The 15485-nt window shown below is 59.9% G+C and carries 16 protein-coding genes; 10 read left to right on the top strand and 6 right to left on the bottom strand.

Annotated features, from left to right (window positions below; all coding sequences use genetic code 11):
- Positions 1 to 490 precede the first annotated feature (490 nt).
- The gene (cueR, locus tag ACK4TM_RS13620) at positions 491 to 883 is read right to left on the bottom strand and encodes a Cu(I)-responsive transcriptional regulator (protein ID WP_409702164.1); all 393 of its coding nucleotides are present in this window, start codon (positions 881 to 883) and stop codon (positions 491 to 493) included.
- Between the two features lie 10 nt (positions 884 to 893).
- Complete coding sequence (locus tag ACK4TM_RS13615) at positions 894 to 3191, bottom strand: heavy metal translocating P-type ATPase (protein ID WP_409702162.1); 2298 nt, start codon at positions 3189 to 3191, stop codon at positions 894 to 896.
- A 142-nt stretch (positions 3192 to 3333) separates the two neighbouring features.
- On the opposite strand from ACK4TM_RS13615, the gene ACK4TM_RS13610 reads away from it, so the two are divergent.
- Positions 3334 to 3576: a heavy-metal-associated domain-containing protein gene (locus ACK4TM_RS13610; RefSeq protein ID WP_409702160.1), complete on the top strand. Its 243-nt coding sequence runs from the start codon at positions 3334 to 3336 to the stop codon at positions 3574 to 3576.
- Here the strand turns inward: ACK4TM_RS13610 and ACK4TM_RS13605 are convergent.
- Together ACK4TM_RS13605 and ACK4TM_RS13600 are read right to left on the bottom strand one after the other, a co-directional pair.
- Positions 3531 to 4259 (bottom strand): DsbA family protein, encoded by a 729-nt coding sequence (locus ACK4TM_RS13605; protein ID WP_409702158.1) that lies wholly within the window; start codon positions 4257 to 4259, stop codon positions 3531 to 3533. The two genes, ACK4TM_RS13610 and ACK4TM_RS13605, sit on opposite strands and share 46 nt — an antisense overlap.
- Before the next feature lie 39 nt (positions 4260 to 4298).
- Positions 4299 to 4874, bottom strand: a complete 576-nt coding sequence (locus tag ACK4TM_RS13600) for a L,D-transpeptidase (protein ID WP_409702156.1) — start codon at positions 4872 to 4874, stop codon at positions 4299 to 4301.
- A gap of 247 nt (positions 4875 to 5121) precedes the next feature.
- On the opposite strand from ACK4TM_RS13600, the gene ACK4TM_RS13595 reads away from it, so the two are divergent.
- The 9 genes from ACK4TM_RS13595 to ACK4TM_RS13555 all read left to right on the top strand — a co-directional run bounded on the left by ACK4TM_RS13595 (position 5122) and on the right by ACK4TM_RS13555 (position 11558).
- Positions 5122 to 5406 (top strand): STAS domain-containing protein, encoded by a 285-nt coding sequence (locus ACK4TM_RS13595; protein WP_409702154.1) that lies wholly within the window; start codon positions 5122 to 5124, stop codon positions 5404 to 5406.
- Positions 5406 to 5777, top strand: a complete 372-nt coding sequence (locus ACK4TM_RS13590) for a response regulator (RefSeq protein WP_409702152.1) — start codon at positions 5406 to 5408, stop codon at positions 5775 to 5777. The genes ACK4TM_RS13595 and ACK4TM_RS13590 overlap by 1 nt, the downstream gene beginning before the upstream one ends.
- Positions 5778 to 5794: 17 nt before the next feature.
- Positions 5795 to 7843: a chemotaxis protein CheA gene (locus tag ACK4TM_RS13585; protein WP_409702150.1), complete on the top strand. Its 2049-nt coding sequence runs from the start codon at positions 5795 to 5797 to the stop codon at positions 7841 to 7843.
- Positions 7827 to 8291, top strand: a complete 465-nt coding sequence (locus ACK4TM_RS13580; protein WP_409702148.1) for a chemotaxis protein CheW — start codon at positions 7827 to 7829, stop codon at positions 8289 to 8291. Before ACK4TM_RS13585 ends, ACK4TM_RS13580 begins: the two co-directional genes overlap by 17 nt.
- Positions 8288 to 9172 (top strand): CheR family methyltransferase, encoded by an 885-nt coding sequence (locus ACK4TM_RS13575; RefSeq protein WP_409702146.1) that lies wholly within the window; start codon positions 8288 to 8290, stop codon positions 9170 to 9172. The genes ACK4TM_RS13580 and ACK4TM_RS13575 overlap by 4 nt, the downstream gene beginning before the upstream one ends.
- 14 nt (positions 9173 to 9186) lie before the next feature.
- A complete protein-coding gene (locus tag ACK4TM_RS13570) occupies positions 9187 to 9573 on the top strand; it encodes a response regulator (RefSeq protein WP_409702144.1) in 387 nt (128 codons plus the stop codon).
- Positions 9574 to 9650: 77 nt separating this feature from the next.
- The gene (locus ACK4TM_RS13565; protein ID WP_409702142.1) at positions 9651 to 9914 is read left to right on the top strand and encodes a chemotaxis protein; all 264 of its coding nucleotides are present in this window, start codon (positions 9651 to 9653) and stop codon (positions 9912 to 9914) included.
- Between the two features lie 220 nt (positions 9915 to 10134).
- The gene (locus ACK4TM_RS13560; protein WP_409702140.1) at positions 10135 to 11043 is read left to right on the top strand and encodes a CheB methylesterase domain-containing protein; all 909 of its coding nucleotides are present in this window, start codon (positions 10135 to 10137) and stop codon (positions 11041 to 11043) included.
- A complete protein-coding gene (locus ACK4TM_RS13555; RefSeq protein WP_409702138.1) occupies positions 11040 to 11558 on the top strand; it encodes a chemotaxis protein CheD in 519 nt (172 codons plus the stop codon). Before ACK4TM_RS13560 ends, ACK4TM_RS13555 begins: the two co-directional genes overlap by 4 nt.
- An 8-nt stretch (positions 11559 to 11566) precedes the next feature.
- On the opposite strand, the gene ACK4TM_RS13550 is transcribed toward ACK4TM_RS13555, so the two are convergent.
- Complete coding sequence (locus ACK4TM_RS13550; protein WP_409702136.1) at positions 11567 to 13459, bottom strand: acyl-CoA synthetase; 1893 nt, start codon at positions 13457 to 13459, stop codon at positions 11567 to 11569.
- Between the two features lie 114 nt (positions 13460 to 13573).
- Entirely contained in the window at positions 13574 to 15364 is a 1791-nt protein-coding gene (locus ACK4TM_RS13545) for an ABC transporter transmembrane domain-containing protein (RefSeq protein ID WP_409702134.1), read from the bottom strand.
- Positions 15365 to 15485: the final 121 nt, after the last annotated feature.

Here is a 15485-nt window from a genome sequence, read left to right as displayed (position 1 = left end):
CGAATCCCTCTTTCTCGATCGCATCGGCCATGGCCCGGATGCCAAGGCCGGATGTATTCTCCGACCGGAAATCCTCATCAATGATAAAGATGGGGAAACGAAATTTCATGGGATTCTCCTGTGCGGCATGGCGGTGCTGAGGCCTACATGACAGAGCGATGATGCCGCGTCAAAGCAAGCCTGCGCGACAATCCACGCAACGTGCGCAGCGTTAAAATCTTCTTAAAGATGTTGTGTCAGAATACCGCAAGTCTGCCATCATTCCGTCGGCAGGCCGGGAAACCCACCACCTTCCCCGCGGGGAAGATGACAGACAAGGCGCAACGGCATGAACCAGATCATTATCCCGACCTTCCCCGCGGGGAAGATTTTCGACAAGGTCGAACAGCACAAACATGCTGAACCGCCCCACCTTCCCCACGGGGAAGATTCCCTCGCTTTGTTGAAAATACGCCCGCGCGGCGCGCTCCGCGCCGGGTACCGGGGCGGATCACTTGGTCACCGATGCCAGATCCTTCAGAATGGGGCAATCCGGGCGGCTGTCCCCATGACAGGCATTGACCAGTTCACCCAGCGTTTCGCGCATCGCGCGCAACCCGGCGATCTTGGCATCGATCTGCGCCAGATGCTGTTGCGCCAGCGCCTTGACCTGCGCCGAGGCGCGGCTGTCATCTTCGTAAAGCGCCAGCAAGACCCGGCAATCCTCGATCGAGAATCCCAAAGACCGCGCCCGGCCCAAAAACAAAAGCTTATGCAGATCACTGGTCCGAAACACGCGATAGCCGTTGTCATGGCGCAAAGGGCGGATAAGACCGATATCCTCATAATAGCGGATCGTCTTGGACGGCAGTCCGGATTTGGCAGCGACTTCACCGATGTTCATCGCACGTCTCCTATTCGGCAGGTTGCGGGGCAGCACTGGCAACGGGCGGGCGTGGCTGGGTTTCGTCCATCACCGGACCCAGACGCCGTAGCCTCAACGCGTTCGAGACGACCGAGACGGATGACAGCGCCATCGCCGCCGCCGCGAAAACCGGCGACAGCAACAGCCCGAAAGCCGGATAAAGCACCCCCGCCGCCACCGGCACCAGCGCCACGTTATACCCGAACGCCCAGCCAAGATTCTGGCGGATGTTGCGCATCGTCGCCTTGGACACGGCCACCGCATTGATGACGCCGCGCAGATCGCCGGACATCAGGACGACATCGGCGGTCTCAATCGCGACATCTGTGCCGGTCCCAATCGCGATCCCGATATCGGCATGCGCCAGCGCCGGCGCGTCGTTGATCCCGTCCCCGACAAAGGCAATCTTGCCCGCGCCGCGCAGTTGGTCGAGTGCGGCGATCTTGCCGTCCGGCAAAACACCCGCAATCACGTGATCGATGCCGATTTCGCGGGCAATCGCATCGGCGGTTTCGCGTTTGTCGCCGGTGATCATCGCAACTTTGATACCTTGGGCATGCAGGGACGCGATGGCGGCGGCAGATCCCGGTTTGACCGGATCGGCGACCGCAATCACACCGGCAATCTGCCCGTCGATCGCCACGAACAGCGCCGTACGCCCGCGCCGGGCAAGATCGGTTTCCACCGCACGCAAGGCACCCGCATTGATCCCTTCGCATACCAGCAGCCGGTCTGCGCCGATCACAACGCGCCGGCCCTCGATCTGCGCTGCAACGCCGTAGCCTGCAATCGCCTCAAAATCGCTCGCATGGGCGTCGCCGGACGCCTCGGCGCGGGCCGCTGCCACGATGGCATCGGCGATAGGATGCTCTGACTTCGCCTCGACCGCCGCTGCAAGGCGCAGCACCTCCGCGCGGTTGAAGCCGTCCGCCAGCACCAGATCGGTCAGATGCGGCTTGCCCGCGGTCAGTGTGCCGGTCTTGTCAAAGGCAATCACGCTGACATCGCTCAACTGCTGCAAGGCCGCACCTTTGCGGAACAGCACGCCCATTTCCGCCGCGCGCCCGCTTCCCACCATGATCGAGGTCGGCACCGCCAACCCCATCGCACAAGGACAAGCGATGATCAAAACCGAGACCCCCGCGACTAGCGCCAGCGTCGGGTCAGGTCCGACGATCAACCAGACGGCCACCGTCAGCAGCGCCAGCACGAGTATCGCAGGCACGAACCACATGGTCACACGGTCCACGACGCCCTGAATCGGCAGCTTGGCTCCTTGCGCGTCCTCGACCATGCGGATGATCTGCGCCAGCGTCGTATCCTGCCCGACCCGGGTCGCGGCAAAAGTCAGGCCGCCATTCCCGTTGACCGTGCCGCCGGTCAGCGTGTCCCCTGCGGACTTGACCACGGGCAGGGGTTCACCTGTCATCATGCTTTCATCCACGGGGCTGGCGCCGTCCAGAATGGTGCCGTCCACCGGAACCCGTTCACCAGGACGCAATGTGATGACATCACCGACCACCAGTGCATCGACATCCATCGCGACCAGCACACCATCGCGCAGCACCCGCGCCTCGCGCACCTGCAGGCCCAGCAGCGCCTGAATGGCCGCGCCCGTCCGCCCCTTTGCCTGCGCTTCCAGCCAACGCCCCAACAGGATCAGGACGACGATCACGGCCGCCGCCTCAAAATATACCGCTCGGACATCGGCAGGGATCAGCCCCGGCCAAAAGGTCGCCACGACAGAATAGCTCCACGCCGCCCCGGTGCCGAGGGCGACAAGCGAGTTCATTTCCGGTGCCGCCCTGAACAGGGCGGGCAGGCCCTTGGCGAAGAACATCCGCCCCGGCCCGGCCAGGATCAGCGTGGTCAGCACGCATTGGATGACCCAGGATGTCTGCATGCCTATCGTGGCGGCGATCAGATGGTGAAAGGCCGGCACCAGATGCGCGCCCATTTCCAGAATGAAAACCGGCAGGGCCAACAACGCCGCGATCATCGTTGCGCGGGACAGGTCGCGTGCCTCATCGGCCTTGCGACCGGCGTTGACTGCGCTTTGGTCTGCGACGACGGGCTTTGCCGGATACCCCGCTTCTGTGCTGACGGCGGCCAGATCGGCAGACGTCAGCGATTGATCCTGAAGCGTGATCGTCGCCGTCTCGGCCGCGAGGTTCACGGCGACGGATTGCACCCCCGGCACAGCGGCCAAGGCCCGGTCGACCCGCCCGACACAGGATGCGCAGGACATGCCTTCCACCGCCAGAGTGATTGTGTTCGCTTGCGCCATCGGATGAACTTTCTGTTGAGCTCCTTCTTACATAAGCCTTCCAGTCAGTGGAAGCTCAAGGCCTGTCCGCAGAAATTTTCAGGCGGTCCTTTTGCCGCGACGCAAGTCTGTTATATCAGCAGGACAACGGAAGGATGATGCGATGAAATTTCATGTGCCGGATATGAGCTGCGGGCATTGCACGGCGGCAATCACCAAAAGCCTTCAGGCGGTGGATGAGAATGCGCAGGTCACGACCGACCTGACCACGCGCGAAATTGCGGTTGAAACGGCGCTCGCCCCTGGTGCGGTCATCGCCGTGCTGAAATCGGCTGGCTACGGACGCGTCCCTGCGGTGACTCAATCGCCAGCCGTACGTGCCAGATCGACAAGCGTAGCCATCTGATCCGACCGGATCATGCCCGGTGCCAGATTGTCACCGATCACGAAAGACGGCGTACCGGTGAACCCAAGCGCGCGACCCAATGCACTTGACGTCTGCAGATGTTCACTGATGTCGGGCGCGTCCATGTCGCGGCGAAGCTGGTCGACATCCAGCCCCACAGATGCCGCGACACGCATCACGCTTTGTTCCTCGGCGCGGCCATCCATCGTCATCAAGGCATTGTGAAACGGCTCGTAAAGCCCCTGTTCGCGTGAGGCGAGCGCCGCGCGCGCCGCAAAGACCGAGCCTTCTCCAAGCACCGGCCATTCACGCATGACCACCCGCACATCCGGGTCCGCCGCTAACAGCGCATCAAGTTCAGTCTTGGCGCTGCGGCAATAGGGGCAGTTGTAGTCGAAAAACTCTACCAGCGTGACATCGCCATCGGCATTGCCGATCACCGGCGCGTTAGGGTCGTTTTCCAACAGATCACGCTGCTGCGCCAGGGTCGCCTTGGCAGATTCTGCCTGTGCTTCTTGCTGTTGAAGCTCCAGCAACTGCAATGCCTCAACTACGATCGCAGGATTTTCGCGGATCGTTTGCAGAACCAGCGCCCTGACGTCGTCTTCTGAAATATTCTGCGCCGTCCCGCCAAGCGGGACAAGGCAAAGCGCGGCCGCGCCGAAAAGTTTTGCAAAAGTCATCATGTCCCCTTCCGGGCAGGCCGCGTCGCGTCTCTACTATCAGATCAGCCGTACTTTGGTGCCGACAGGGGCGCGTTCATAGACTTCGGCGATCTGCTCATTATACAGCCCGATACAACCGTTCGACGACCTACGCCCGATCTTGCGCGTGTCCTGCGTGCCGTGAATACGATAATATTGCCACGACAGATACAGCGCATGCGATCCCATCGGGTTTTCGGGGTCACCGCCCGGAATCAACGCAGGCCATTCAGGGTTGCGTTCGCGCATCGCAGGCGTCGGTGCCCAGCTTGGGGCGACACGCTTGTCGATGACCTCGGTATAGCCCGTCCGCGTCAGGTCATCCGACAGCGGTACCGATGTCGGATAGATCCGCATGTCACCATCGGGGGTCCAGTGTTGCAGGAACATGGATCGGGTATCCGCAAGGATCGCACCCACGCCGAGCGAATCGAAATGGTCACGCCATTCATGGACACGGAAAGCTGCGATATTGCGGTCAACCGGGGCCTGTTGTGTCTGGGCACGCAACAGTGAGGGGGTAAACAAGGTCGCTGCACCAGCCCCCAAAAGAAGGGCGCGGCGGGACGGTAGCTTTTTTTCTGGTGTCTGCATTGGGATCCTCGGCTTTGAATTTCGGAACGGTTCTGACGCCAATCCTTAGATTTTACATGATCTTACGGCCAGAACCCGCCGATTGCTATGCAATCCGGGCAAGTTTGCAACGCTACACGCAGATTTGAACGGGCTTGGATGGGGGGCGTTGCACGAGAGCCGAACAAAACCGGGCCGCGTTTACAGTATCTTAAATGGCAGCAGCGTATAACCACCCCATTGCTATTCGCAATGAGGATGCTGCGCCATGAAAACCCAACCTGCCACCTTTGTCCTGCCCCGCACCCTGACGTTCGAGGCATGCACGGACCTGCATGAATTCCTGACGTCGGCACAAGGTGCAGACGTCGTTCTGGATGGCAGCGGGGTCACCCGGCTGGGCGGGATCGCAGCACAACTTCTTGCCTGCGCGAGTATCATCTGGTCCGCAGCGGGGCACCAGTTTTCACTGGCCGACCCGTCCGACAGTTTGCGCAAGGGGCTGACAACATTGGCGCTTTGGCCGCTACCGCAACAACAAGGGGGCATATGATGGCCACGCGTATCCTTGCCATCGATGATTCCCGCACGATCCGCGCCCTGCTGACGCAGACCCTGCACAACGCCGGGTTCGAGGTCAGCACCGCAGCGGACGGCGTCGAAGGCGTGGAGAAGTTCCAAAATGAAGACGCCGATCTGGTGATCACCGATGTGAACATGCCCAACAAGGATGGGTTCGGCGTCATCGATGACATTCGCGGCGGCAGCAAGAACCCCACAGTGCCGGTGCTGGTGCTGACCACCGAAAGCGGTGCCGCATTGAAAGAACGCGCGCGCAAGGCAGGCGCCACAGGCTGGATCGTCAAACCCTTCGATGATGAGGCGTTGGTCACCGTGATCCGCCGCCTGACGGGGGCAGCATGATGGCGAATGATGGCTCCATGCGCGACGTCTTCTTTGAAGAATGCGAAGATCTGATCGCCGCCTTGACCGAAGGTCTGGCCGCGATGCGCGACGGACGCAGCGATGATGAAACGGTGAATGCCGTCTTCCGCGCCGTGCATTCGGTCAAGGGGGCCGCCGGGGCCTTTGCTCTTGATGACTTGGTCAGCTTTGCGCATATCTTTGAAACCGTGCTGGATGCTGTCCGGTCGCATCGCCTGACGCTGGACGACAAGATATTGCATGTGCTGCAACGGTCAGGCGATGTGCTTGCCGACCTGATCGACACCGCCCGTGACGATCTGCCGACCAATCATGCCCAGGTTGACCCGCTTATCGCAGATCTGCAGGCACTGCTGGGCGATCAACCACAAGCCAGCAATGATTTCGTGTTCGAAGCGCTGACGCTGGGGCTTGACGCACCGGCTGACCTCGGCCTGACCCATGTCGTGATATTTCGTCCTTCCACGGCCTTTTACACCAGCGGCAATGACCCGCTCCTGGTGATCAGCGCACTGCAGTCGCTTGGCCCGGCGCGCGTCGCGGTCGACCTGTCGCGCGCGCCGCGGACAATTGCCGACCTCAACTGGCAGGACGGGCTGCTGGAATGGCGGGTCGAAATCGACGGGCTGGGCAACGATCTGCCGATCCTCGAGGTGTTTCAGTTCGTGGATGATCTTTGCGAATTGGTGGTCAGGGTGCAGGATGCCATCCCCCCCGCCGCAGCGGCACCCATGATCGGGCAAACCGACACGGCGCCCACCCTGCCCCTGCCGGCGCAACCAGACGTCGACGCGGACTTGCCGGACCGGGCTGGCAAACGTGCTGCAACCTCTCTGCGGGTTGATCCCGAAAGGGTCGACCGGCTGATCAATGCGGTGGGCGAATTGATCATCAACCAATCGGTGATTTCCCAACGCCTGATGGAAGCGGACCTGCCCAACAGTGCCGAACTCTTCGCGGATCTTGACGATTACAAATTGCTGGCGCGCGAGATTCAGGAAGGGGTAATGGCGATCCGCGCCCAGCCGGTCAAACCCCTTTTCCAACGGATGCTGCGCATCGCGCGCGAAGCGGCAGATGCGACCGGCAAACAGATCGAACTGATCACCGATGGCGAAGCGACAGAGGTGGACAAGACCGTCGTTGAACGGCTTGCTGATCCACTGACCCATATGATCCGCAACGCCATTGATCACGGGATCGAAACGCCCGGGCGGCGCATTGAAAAGGGCAAGGAACCGCATGGCATGGTGCGGCTTTCTGCGCGGCAAAGATCAGGAAGCATCGTCATCGAAATCGCCGATGACGGCGCGGGCCTCGACCGGCAACGGATCCGCGACATCGCCGTGTCCAAAGGGCTTGTCGCGGAAGATGCTCAGCTGACCGAGGCAGAGACCGATCAGTTGCTTTTCGCACCAGGCTTTTCCACCGCCAAAGAGGTCACCAACCTTTCGGGGCGCGGTGTCGGCATGGATGTGGTGAAAACCGCGATCACGGCACTGGGCGGGCGGGTTGCGATCGCCAGCGTCACCGGCCAAGGCACCACTTTTTCCATCACCCTGCCGCTGACCCTGGCGGTGATGGACGGCATGATCATCAATGTCAGCGGGCAGACGATGGTCGTACCGATATCCAACATCCTCGAAACTGTCCGGCCCAAGGCCGCCGATCTGTCACAGCTTGGCCTCAACAGCCCGCTTTTGCGCATTCGCGGTGAATATGTTCCGATCATCAATCTGGACGAAAGGATGGGCCAGGTTACGCAAAGGCGCGAGATGACAGACCGCGTCCTGCTGCTGATCCAGACCGATACGATGCCGCAATGCGCGCTGGCTGTCGACGACATCTTTGACCAACGCCAAGTCGTCGTCAAAAGCATGCAAGGCAACTACGGCGAAATCACCGGGATCTCGGGCGCAACAATTCTGGGCGATGGCAAGATCGCCCTGATCATCGACCCGGAGGCCGTTGTGCAAGGCAGCAGCAGCTACCCCGTCACCACCAACAACACCGGAAGGGAAATGTCTTATGTCGCAGCTCGCTGAAGCTCAGAAATCCCAAAGACTGGAATTCGTCACACTGGTTGCCGGTGGGCAGAATTTCTGCATAGAAATCAAGCAAATCCGTGAAATTCGCCGCTGGACCCCGGTGACGGTGCTGCCACATTCTCCCGATCATGTGCTGGGGGTAATCAATCTGCGCGGCGCAGTCATCCCGATTATCGACCTTGCTGCTAAGCTGGGTTTCGCAAAAATCACCCCGACCGAACGCCATGTGATCATCATTGCGGTGGAAGACAAGATTATAGGGCTGTTGGTTGAATCCGTGTCCGAGATCCTTGGCGTCGACGCGGACAATGTGCGCGAAACCCCCAGAAGCCCCGAGGATATGACGACGCGCGCCATCCTTGGCATCATTCCACTGGGCGACGAGATGACAAAAGTCATCAGTCTGACCGCGCTGATGGCCCCTTCGCACCCGGTTGCGGCATGACAAATCAGCGTCATGCGAACATGCAGGGCGGGTCCCACTTGGAATACACGTTCACGGATCGCGAATTTCAGATGATCGCAGAGCTTGCAAAGCAACATTATGGCCTGCACCTGCAGCCATCCAAAAAGCCCTTGGTCTATTCGCGCCTGACCAAGCGCTTGCGCGCGCTTGATCTGCGTGACTTTGAATCCTATTGCACTGTCTTGTTGCAACCCCAGGGCCAGGAAGAGAAAACCCATCTGCTATCCGCGCTGACGACGAACGTGACCCACTTTTTCCGCGAACGGCATCATTTCAGCTATCTGCGCGAAAAATTAATGCCGGGTCTGATCGCAAAAGCAAAGGCCGGCAGCGCCGTGCGGATCTGGTCATCTGCCTGTTCGGCAGGCCAGGAGGCGTTTTCGATCGCAGCCATGGTACTGGACGCCTGCCCAGAGGCAACGCGGCTGAACATCAAGATTCTTGCAACAGATGTCGATGCGCAAATGATTCAGAATGCGCGGCGCGGGCAGTACGATAGTGATCAATCAGAGGCGATCCCGGATGAATACAAGGCTCTGATGCTCCAGGATAACGCGACCGGCTTTCAAATGAAGCCAGAACTGCAGGCGCTGGTCACATTTGGCGAACTGAATCTGATCAAGGACTGGCCCATGCGCCGCTTGTTCGATGTGATCTTCTGCCGCAACGCCGCAATTTACTTTGACAAGCCGACGCAATCGCATCTTTGGCAGCGCTTCGCAGATGTACTGCAGAATGACGGGCATCTGATGATTGGCCATTCCGAACGGCTGGCCGGTCCTGCGGAAGCGATGTTTAGGAACGTCGGAATTACCACCTATCAAAGAATACCCCGGAATGGCGACAAAATACTGCCATAAAAAAGGAGATTGCCATGAGTCTGAAAGATACACTGCGTGTGATGATTGTGGATGATATGGGCGTCAGCCGTGGCCTGCTTGTGCAGGCTATCGAAGAGATGGGCATCTGGAAAAATCAGGCCGAAAATGATGGCCGCGCGGCACTGGGAAAACTGATCGCAGATCCGGTGCATCTGGTCCTGTCCGATTACAACATGCCGGGAATGGATGGGTTGGAATTGTTGCGCGCGGTGCGAGAAAACAAATCGACGGCCCGAATTGGTTTCATTCTGGTCACCGGCAACCCCACCCCTGATCTGGTGGCAAAGGGCAAGGCACTCGGCCTGAACAATATCATCAAGAAACCCTTTTCCACTGCCAGTATGAAACAATGTATCGAAAGCGTGGTCGGCCCCTTATGACCCGCTTACCTGTTTCTGCGCCGATTTTTTGCAAGATATCTCTGGCTCTGCAGGAAATCACCACGCTGGTTGGCCGGTTGGAACATGCGGTGTTGCAGACCTGTGGAGCGGAGTCCGGTGCGTCTCAGCGGGCCGCTGCCTTTCAGGATTTTGACCTGATCCTGCAATCCCTTGAAGAACTTAAGCAATTGACGGCGAGCTTGGGCGAGAATGGCATACCCGAGACCCCAAAAGATCAGGCAAGCAAAATTGCGCAGATGCGTCTGGCCTGGCTACGGGAACTGATGGGCGAACGCACCGATCAGGCGGCCAGCGGCACGCCGAACATTTCGCTTTTCTGATGGCGGGCCTTGTGCACAAGCTTTCGGCCTGGCACCGGCGATCGTTACCGTCTGACAAAGACTGCCCGGTGGACCCTGACAGATATAAAGCAGATCAAGCGCCAACAAGAGCTTTTCCTCGGCCGTGGGAGGAGAGCGCATGCGCGCATTAATCGCAAATAAATCTGTTGTTGCGCTTGGCCAGTGGCAACGTCGGTTGCAGCGAAACAATATTGAGGTTGTGCACAAAGCTAACGCATTGACCGACGTGTATAATTATTCGGAACATCACCATCCCGATTGCGTCATTTTGCCGACGGAGATGGCGGATTGCGCCGAATTCGAATTGCTCGCGTCATTGTTCGCAATTATCGGAATTGCCTGTGTCGTCGTCGATACAGACGACGGAAGCAGCCTGCCGGAAGCTGCGCGCCGGGCTAATCCGGCAATCAGATGCTTGTTGGCCAGCGCCACGGATGAGGAATTGATCGCGGCACTGCGACCGACCGGGCAACGCGCCCGCAAGGACGTTGTCGCCCCGCCCTGCGCCACGGCCAGCCTTGCCGACCCACGCCAGGTCATCCTGATCGGCTCTTCCACCGGCGGGGTTGATGCCCTGATGCAGATCCTGCGCCATTTTCATCAGGCGACGCCACCGGTAGTGATCGTGCAGCACACCGGCGGACAGTTCGCGGGCAGCCTGATCCGCCTGCTGGACGCCGCCACATCCGCAACGGTGCTTGCCGCGACGCATAACGCGGCGGTGCAGCACGGTCACATTTACCTCGCCCCCAGTGACACCCATCACATACGGCTGACCGCTTCGGTCCCCCCCCGCATCAAGCTGGACGCATCACCGCGTCTGTCCGGCCATCGTCCTTCCGCCGACGCGTTGTTTTCTTCGGCGACGGCTTTCGCCCCCCATGTGACCGCCGCGATCCTGACTGGAATGGGCCGCGATGGTGCCGAAGGCATCACTGCGCTGCGCAAATCAGGCGCACGCACAATCGGTCAGGATGAAATGACCTCGGTGGTCTACGGGATGCCGCGCGTGGCGAAGTCACTGGGCGGGATCGAAACGGAATTGCCGATACAGCAGATTGGCCCTGCCCTGCTGCACGTCGGCATTCAAAGGCAGCGCGCAGGATGAAGCAGACACTTAAAACCATCACCGTCGTGCAAGGCGACTTTGCTGTTTCGGCGGACCCGACGCATGTGATGTCGACGGTTCTGGGGTCGTGTGTCGCCGTCTGCCTTCATGACCCGCTGGCCAAGGTAGGCGGCATGAATCACTTCCTGCTGGCGAGCGGGCGTGACACTTCCAGCGCCGGTCTGAAATACGGCGTCAACGCGATGGAGTTGTTGATCAATAAGATGCTGCGCGCCGGCAGCGACAGGCGCAGGCTTCAGGCGAAGGTTTTCGGCGGTGCCCGCATGACGATCCATGCCCGCGATGTGGGAAAATCCAACGGTGATTTCGCGCTGGATTTTCTGGAACGCGAAGGCATCTCATGCTTGTCCCATAGTCTGGGTGGGACGATGGCACGCCGGGTGCAATTCGTCCCTTCCACCGGTGCCGCACGCCAGATGCAGATCACCGAAACGCCGCCGCCAGAACCCATGATCAGCCAGCCCAAAGCCGGGCCAAATATCACGCTGTTCTGATGCTGATCTTATGCCTTTGTCTGATGGCCTTGATCTGCTTCGATCTCCCACGGGATCGTATAGGCATCCAGCGCTTTACCGATCTTCTCTTTCGCGCCTGCATCGCTGGTGGTGACAAAGGCGACCAACCCGCGTTTTTTATCTTCGGAAACACGGCTGACCTTTGCGCCAGTGCTGGCCAAGGCCGCATCGTAGACGCGCGTGATCGCAAGTTTGCGCAGGTCGGGTTTGAAGATCTTGCCGACAGCCGTCTTCGGAAGTTCGCCAAGCAGCTCAAGATGTTTGGGATGCGCGGCGCGTTCGTGAATATGTTCTTTGGCATAATCCATCAGCGCCTGTTCGGTCACATCGGCACCGGCGACAAGTTCCAGATAGACACAGGGCACCTCGCCGGCATGGGCATCGGGTTGGCCGATGGCACCGGCGAAGGCAACGGCGGGGTGACCGGCTAGGGCCTCTTCAATTTCGGCAGGGTCGATGTTGTGACCGCCACGGATGATCAGATCCTTCGCACGACCGGTGATCCACAGATAGCCATCCGCGTCGATCCGGCCAAGATCACCGGTACGCAGATGATCGCCATAGAACAGATCCTTGTTCTTGTCGGCCTCCGTATAGGTCTGGCCGCTGAAAACGCCCGGACTGGACACGCAGATTTCACCGATCTCATCGACCCCGCATGCCATGCCCGTCGCGGCGGCAACAATCTTTACATCCGTATAAGGGAACGGAATCCCGATGGATCCAACCCGCTTTTCGCCGTCGGGTGGGTTGATCGAGACCAAACACGTCGCCTCCGTCAGGCCGTAACCTTCGCAGATCGTGACCCCTGCAGCGGCCTCGAACCGTTTATAAAGTTCCAGAGGCAAAGGGGCAGAGCCGCAGAACGCCAGTCGCAGCGACGAAATATCCGCATCCACCTTGCGCTGCATCAACGCCGACATCGCCGTCGGCACGGTGATCATGAAGGTGACCTTGTGCTTTTCGATCAGCTTCCAGAAATTGTCGAACACCCCTTCGCCGCGGTAGCCCTGCGGCGTTGGAAACACGACCTGTGCGCCGGACCCGAGCGATGCCCCCAAAGAAACGATGGTCGCAAACACATGGAACAAGGGCAGCGGGCAAATCTGCACGTCCTTTTCGGTGAACAGCAACCGCGCGCCCAGCCAGGCATTATACACGATCCCCTGATAACGGTGCTGCACGACCTTGGGCATGCCGGTGGTCCCGCCGGTATGGAAATAGGCGGCGACACGGTCCCCGGTACTATCCGCAAAGCTGAGCGTGGTTGGTTTTTTAGCCAGTTCCGCGTTGAAATCCAATACGCGGGCCTTGTGTGCCACAGGGTTCTTGGGCCGGATCAGCGGGACGATCAGTTTCTTGATCCCGGTCAGATAGCGGTGCAGATCGACCTCCAGCACGGTGGTCACACCGGGGGCAAGGCGTACCGCCTCGGCAGTTTTCTGTGCCACATCTGTCTTGGGAAAGGCGCGCAGGGTCACGACGACTTTTGCCTTGGTTTCGCGCAGGATCGCCGCGATCTGTTCGGCATCCAGCAAGGGGTTGATCGGGTTGACGATACCCGCCACCTGCCCACCCAGATAGGTCAGTATGGTTTCTGTCGCGTTCGGCAGCACGAAGGCGACGACATCATCTTCCCCGATGCCCAGATCGCGGAACAGATTGGCAGCCTGCGCCGTTTTGGCCTGCAATTCCGACCAGGTCAGCGTTTCGCAATAGGCATTCGGGTCCGACAGAAGGCTGAAACTGACCGCCTTGCGCGCGCCATGTGCCGCCGCCGTCTGCGACAACAAGGCGAAGGTGGTTTTCGGCAGGTCGCGTGCCGCCCACGGCATTTCATTCTGGATCGTATCGCGATCCGCAGGTGTTGCATAGGTCATGCCGGATTTCCTCCCCGTATTATTATCTGTTCAACGCCGGGCGGCGCTGTCCCCTCCGCACAAAGGGTGGCCAATGTGGCGCGCGCTTGCAAGTATGACGCTGCGAAAACGGACTTATTCCGCCGCCACACCCTCGGTGAACTGCAGGCGGGCAAGGCGCGCATAAAGCCCGCCCTGCGCCACCAGCGCATCATGCGTGCCCTGCGCCACGATCCGGCCGGCATCGAAAACGATGATGCGATCCGCTTTTTTTACGGTCGCCAGCCGATGCGCCACGATCAGCGTCGTGCGCGACTTTGCCAGATCCTCGACTGCGCGCTGCACGGCATATTCGCTTTCAGCATCCAGCGCGCTTGTCGCCTCATCCAGCAACAGGACCGGCGCGTCGCGCAGGATGGCGCGCGCGATCGCGATGCGCTGTTTTTGCCCGCCGGACAACATGACGCCACGTTCACCGACATAGCTGTCATAGCCATCAGGCAGCGCCATCAGGAAATCATGCGCGGCGGCTGCCTTGGCCGCCGACTCGACCTCGGCATCGGACGCATCGGGCCTGCCGAAACGTATGTTTTCACGCGCTGTATCGGCGAAGATGACCGGGTCCTGCGGCACCAATGCGATATGCTTGCGAAACTCTGCCCGGTTCAGGTCACGCAGATCGACCCCGTCAAGCCTGACAGTGCCTTCCTGCGGATCATAGAACCGCTGCACAAGCTGGATGATCGTGCTTTTGCCCGCGCCAGATGGCCCGACCAGTGCAATCGTTTCGCCCGGCGCGATCTGCAGATCAATCCCGTCCAGCGCCGAAATCTGGGGCCGCGACGGATAGCTGAACCGCAGGTTTTCAAAGCTCAGCGCCCCACGCACCGGCGCAGGCAGGCGCTGCCCCTGCACAGGATCGGTCACGCTGTCCTCGACCGTCAGCAATTCGACCAGGCGTTCCGTGGCACCTGCGGCGCGCTGCAATTCGCCCCAGACCTCGGACAAGGCGGCCACTGCCCCGCCGACCATGATCGTGTAGATCATGAACTGAACCAACCCGCCTTCGGTGATTTCGCCCGCGACCACGTCGCGCGATCCCATCTGCAGGAACAACACGATGGCAGCGAAGACCATAAATATAACGACCGCTGTCAACAAGGCGCGGGTCAGAATGCGACGGCGTGCCGACAGATAGCTTTGTTCGGTTACATCATCGAATTTGGCGCGGCTCAGATCCTCATGCGTAAAGGCCTGCACCGTCTGCGCAGAAGTCAGCAGTTCCGACGCATCGCCGCTCGATTCCGCGATCAGATCCTGATTTTGCCGCGACAGGTTGCGGACCCGACGACCCAGGAAAATGATCGGAAACAGCACGACCGGGATCGGCCACAGTACCATGACGCTCATCTTCACCGACGTCAGCAGCATCAAAATGACGCCACCGACAAAGATCAGGATATTGCGCAGGGCGATGGAAGCGGAACTGCCGATGACCGACAGGATCAGGGTCGTATCGGTTGTGATCCTGCTCAGCACCTCGCCGGTCATGATGCGTTCGTAGAATGCGGGGCTCATCCCGATCATACGGTTGAATACCGCCTTGCGGATATCCGCAACCACACGTTCACCCAGCCGTGTCACGAGGTAATAGCGCAGCGCTGTGCCAAAGGCCAAAAGCACCGCAAAGACCAGCATCGCGCCGAAATATTGCTGCACTTCCGCGCCGCCCAGCCCGAAATTGTCCACCACAAGCCGCGCGACCAGCGGCAGCGTCAGCGCGACCATCGCCGTGAAGACAAGCGCAAAACCCGCCCCGATCAGGTTCCAGCGATAAGGCGTGATGAACGGCCACAAGGCACGCAGCGCGCTGACCTTCTTGCTGGCGGGACGCTCTTCGGTTTTGCTGTGCGACGTGTCGGCCATCGGGCGTCCTTTCCTGTCAGCACCGGACATAAAACCACAACGACGCATGCACAAGCCAAAGGCACAACCGCGACATGATGACTGATTTGCAAGCTGTTGGAGCGGGCGGCGGGAATCGAAC

The sequence above is a fragment of the Yoonia sp. genome, assembly GCF_046292185.1.
Lineage (GTDB): Bacteria > Pseudomonadota > Alphaproteobacteria > Rhodobacterales > Rhodobacteraceae > Yoonia.
Note: the sequence above shows the minus strand (reverse complement) of the source record. Positions and strands in the feature narration are given on the sequence as shown.

Coding starts and splice junctions, on each gene's coding strand:
- ACK4TM_RS13615 (WP_409702162.1), bottom strand. CDS start 3,191: ATGGCGCAAGCGAACACAATCACTCTGGCGGTGGAAGGCATGTCCTGC.
- ACK4TM_RS13575 (WP_409702146.1), top strand. CDS start 8,288: ATGACAAATCAGCGTCATGCGAACATGCAGGGCGGGTCCCACTTGGAA.
- ACK4TM_RS13610 (WP_409702160.1), top strand. CDS start 3,334: ATGAAATTTCATGTGCCGGATATGAGCTGCGGGCATTGCACGGCGGCA.
- ACK4TM_RS13600 (WP_409702156.1), bottom strand. CDS start 4,874: ATGCAGACACCAGAAAAAAAGCTACCGTCCCGCCGCGCCCTTCTTTTG.
- ACK4TM_RS13605 (WP_409702158.1), bottom strand. CDS start 4,259: ATGACTTTTGCAAAACTTTTCGGCGCGGCCGCGCTTTGCCTTGTCCCG.
- ACK4TM_RS13550 (WP_409702136.1), bottom strand. CDS start 13,459: ATGACCTATGCAACACCTGCGGATCGCGATACGATCCAGAATGAAATG.
- ACK4TM_RS13595 (WP_409702154.1), top strand. CDS start 5,122: ATGAAAACCCAACCTGCCACCTTTGTCCTGCCCCGCACCCTGACGTTC.
- ACK4TM_RS13545 (WP_409702134.1), bottom strand. CDS start 15,364: ATGGCCGACACGTCGCACAGCAAAACCGAAGAGCGTCCCGCCAGCAAG.
- ACK4TM_RS13585 (WP_409702150.1), top strand. CDS start 5,795: ATGCGCGACGTCTTCTTTGAAGAATGCGAAGATCTGATCGCCGCCTTG.
- ACK4TM_RS13570 (WP_409702144.1), top strand. CDS start 9,187: ATGAGTCTGAAAGATACACTGCGTGTGATGATTGTGGATGATATGGGC.
- ACK4TM_RS13555 (WP_409702138.1), top strand. CDS start 11,040: ATGAAGCAGACACTTAAAACCATCACCGTCGTGCAAGGCGACTTTGCT.
- cueR (WP_409702164.1), bottom strand. CDS start 883: ATGAACATCGGTGAAGTCGCTGCCAAATCCGGACTGCCGTCCAAGACG.
- ACK4TM_RS13580 (WP_409702148.1), top strand. CDS start 7,827: ATGTCGCAGCTCGCTGAAGCTCAGAAATCCCAAAGACTGGAATTCGTC.
- ACK4TM_RS13590 (WP_409702152.1), top strand. CDS start 5,406: ATGGCCACGCGTATCCTTGCCATCGATGATTCCCGCACGATCCGCGCC.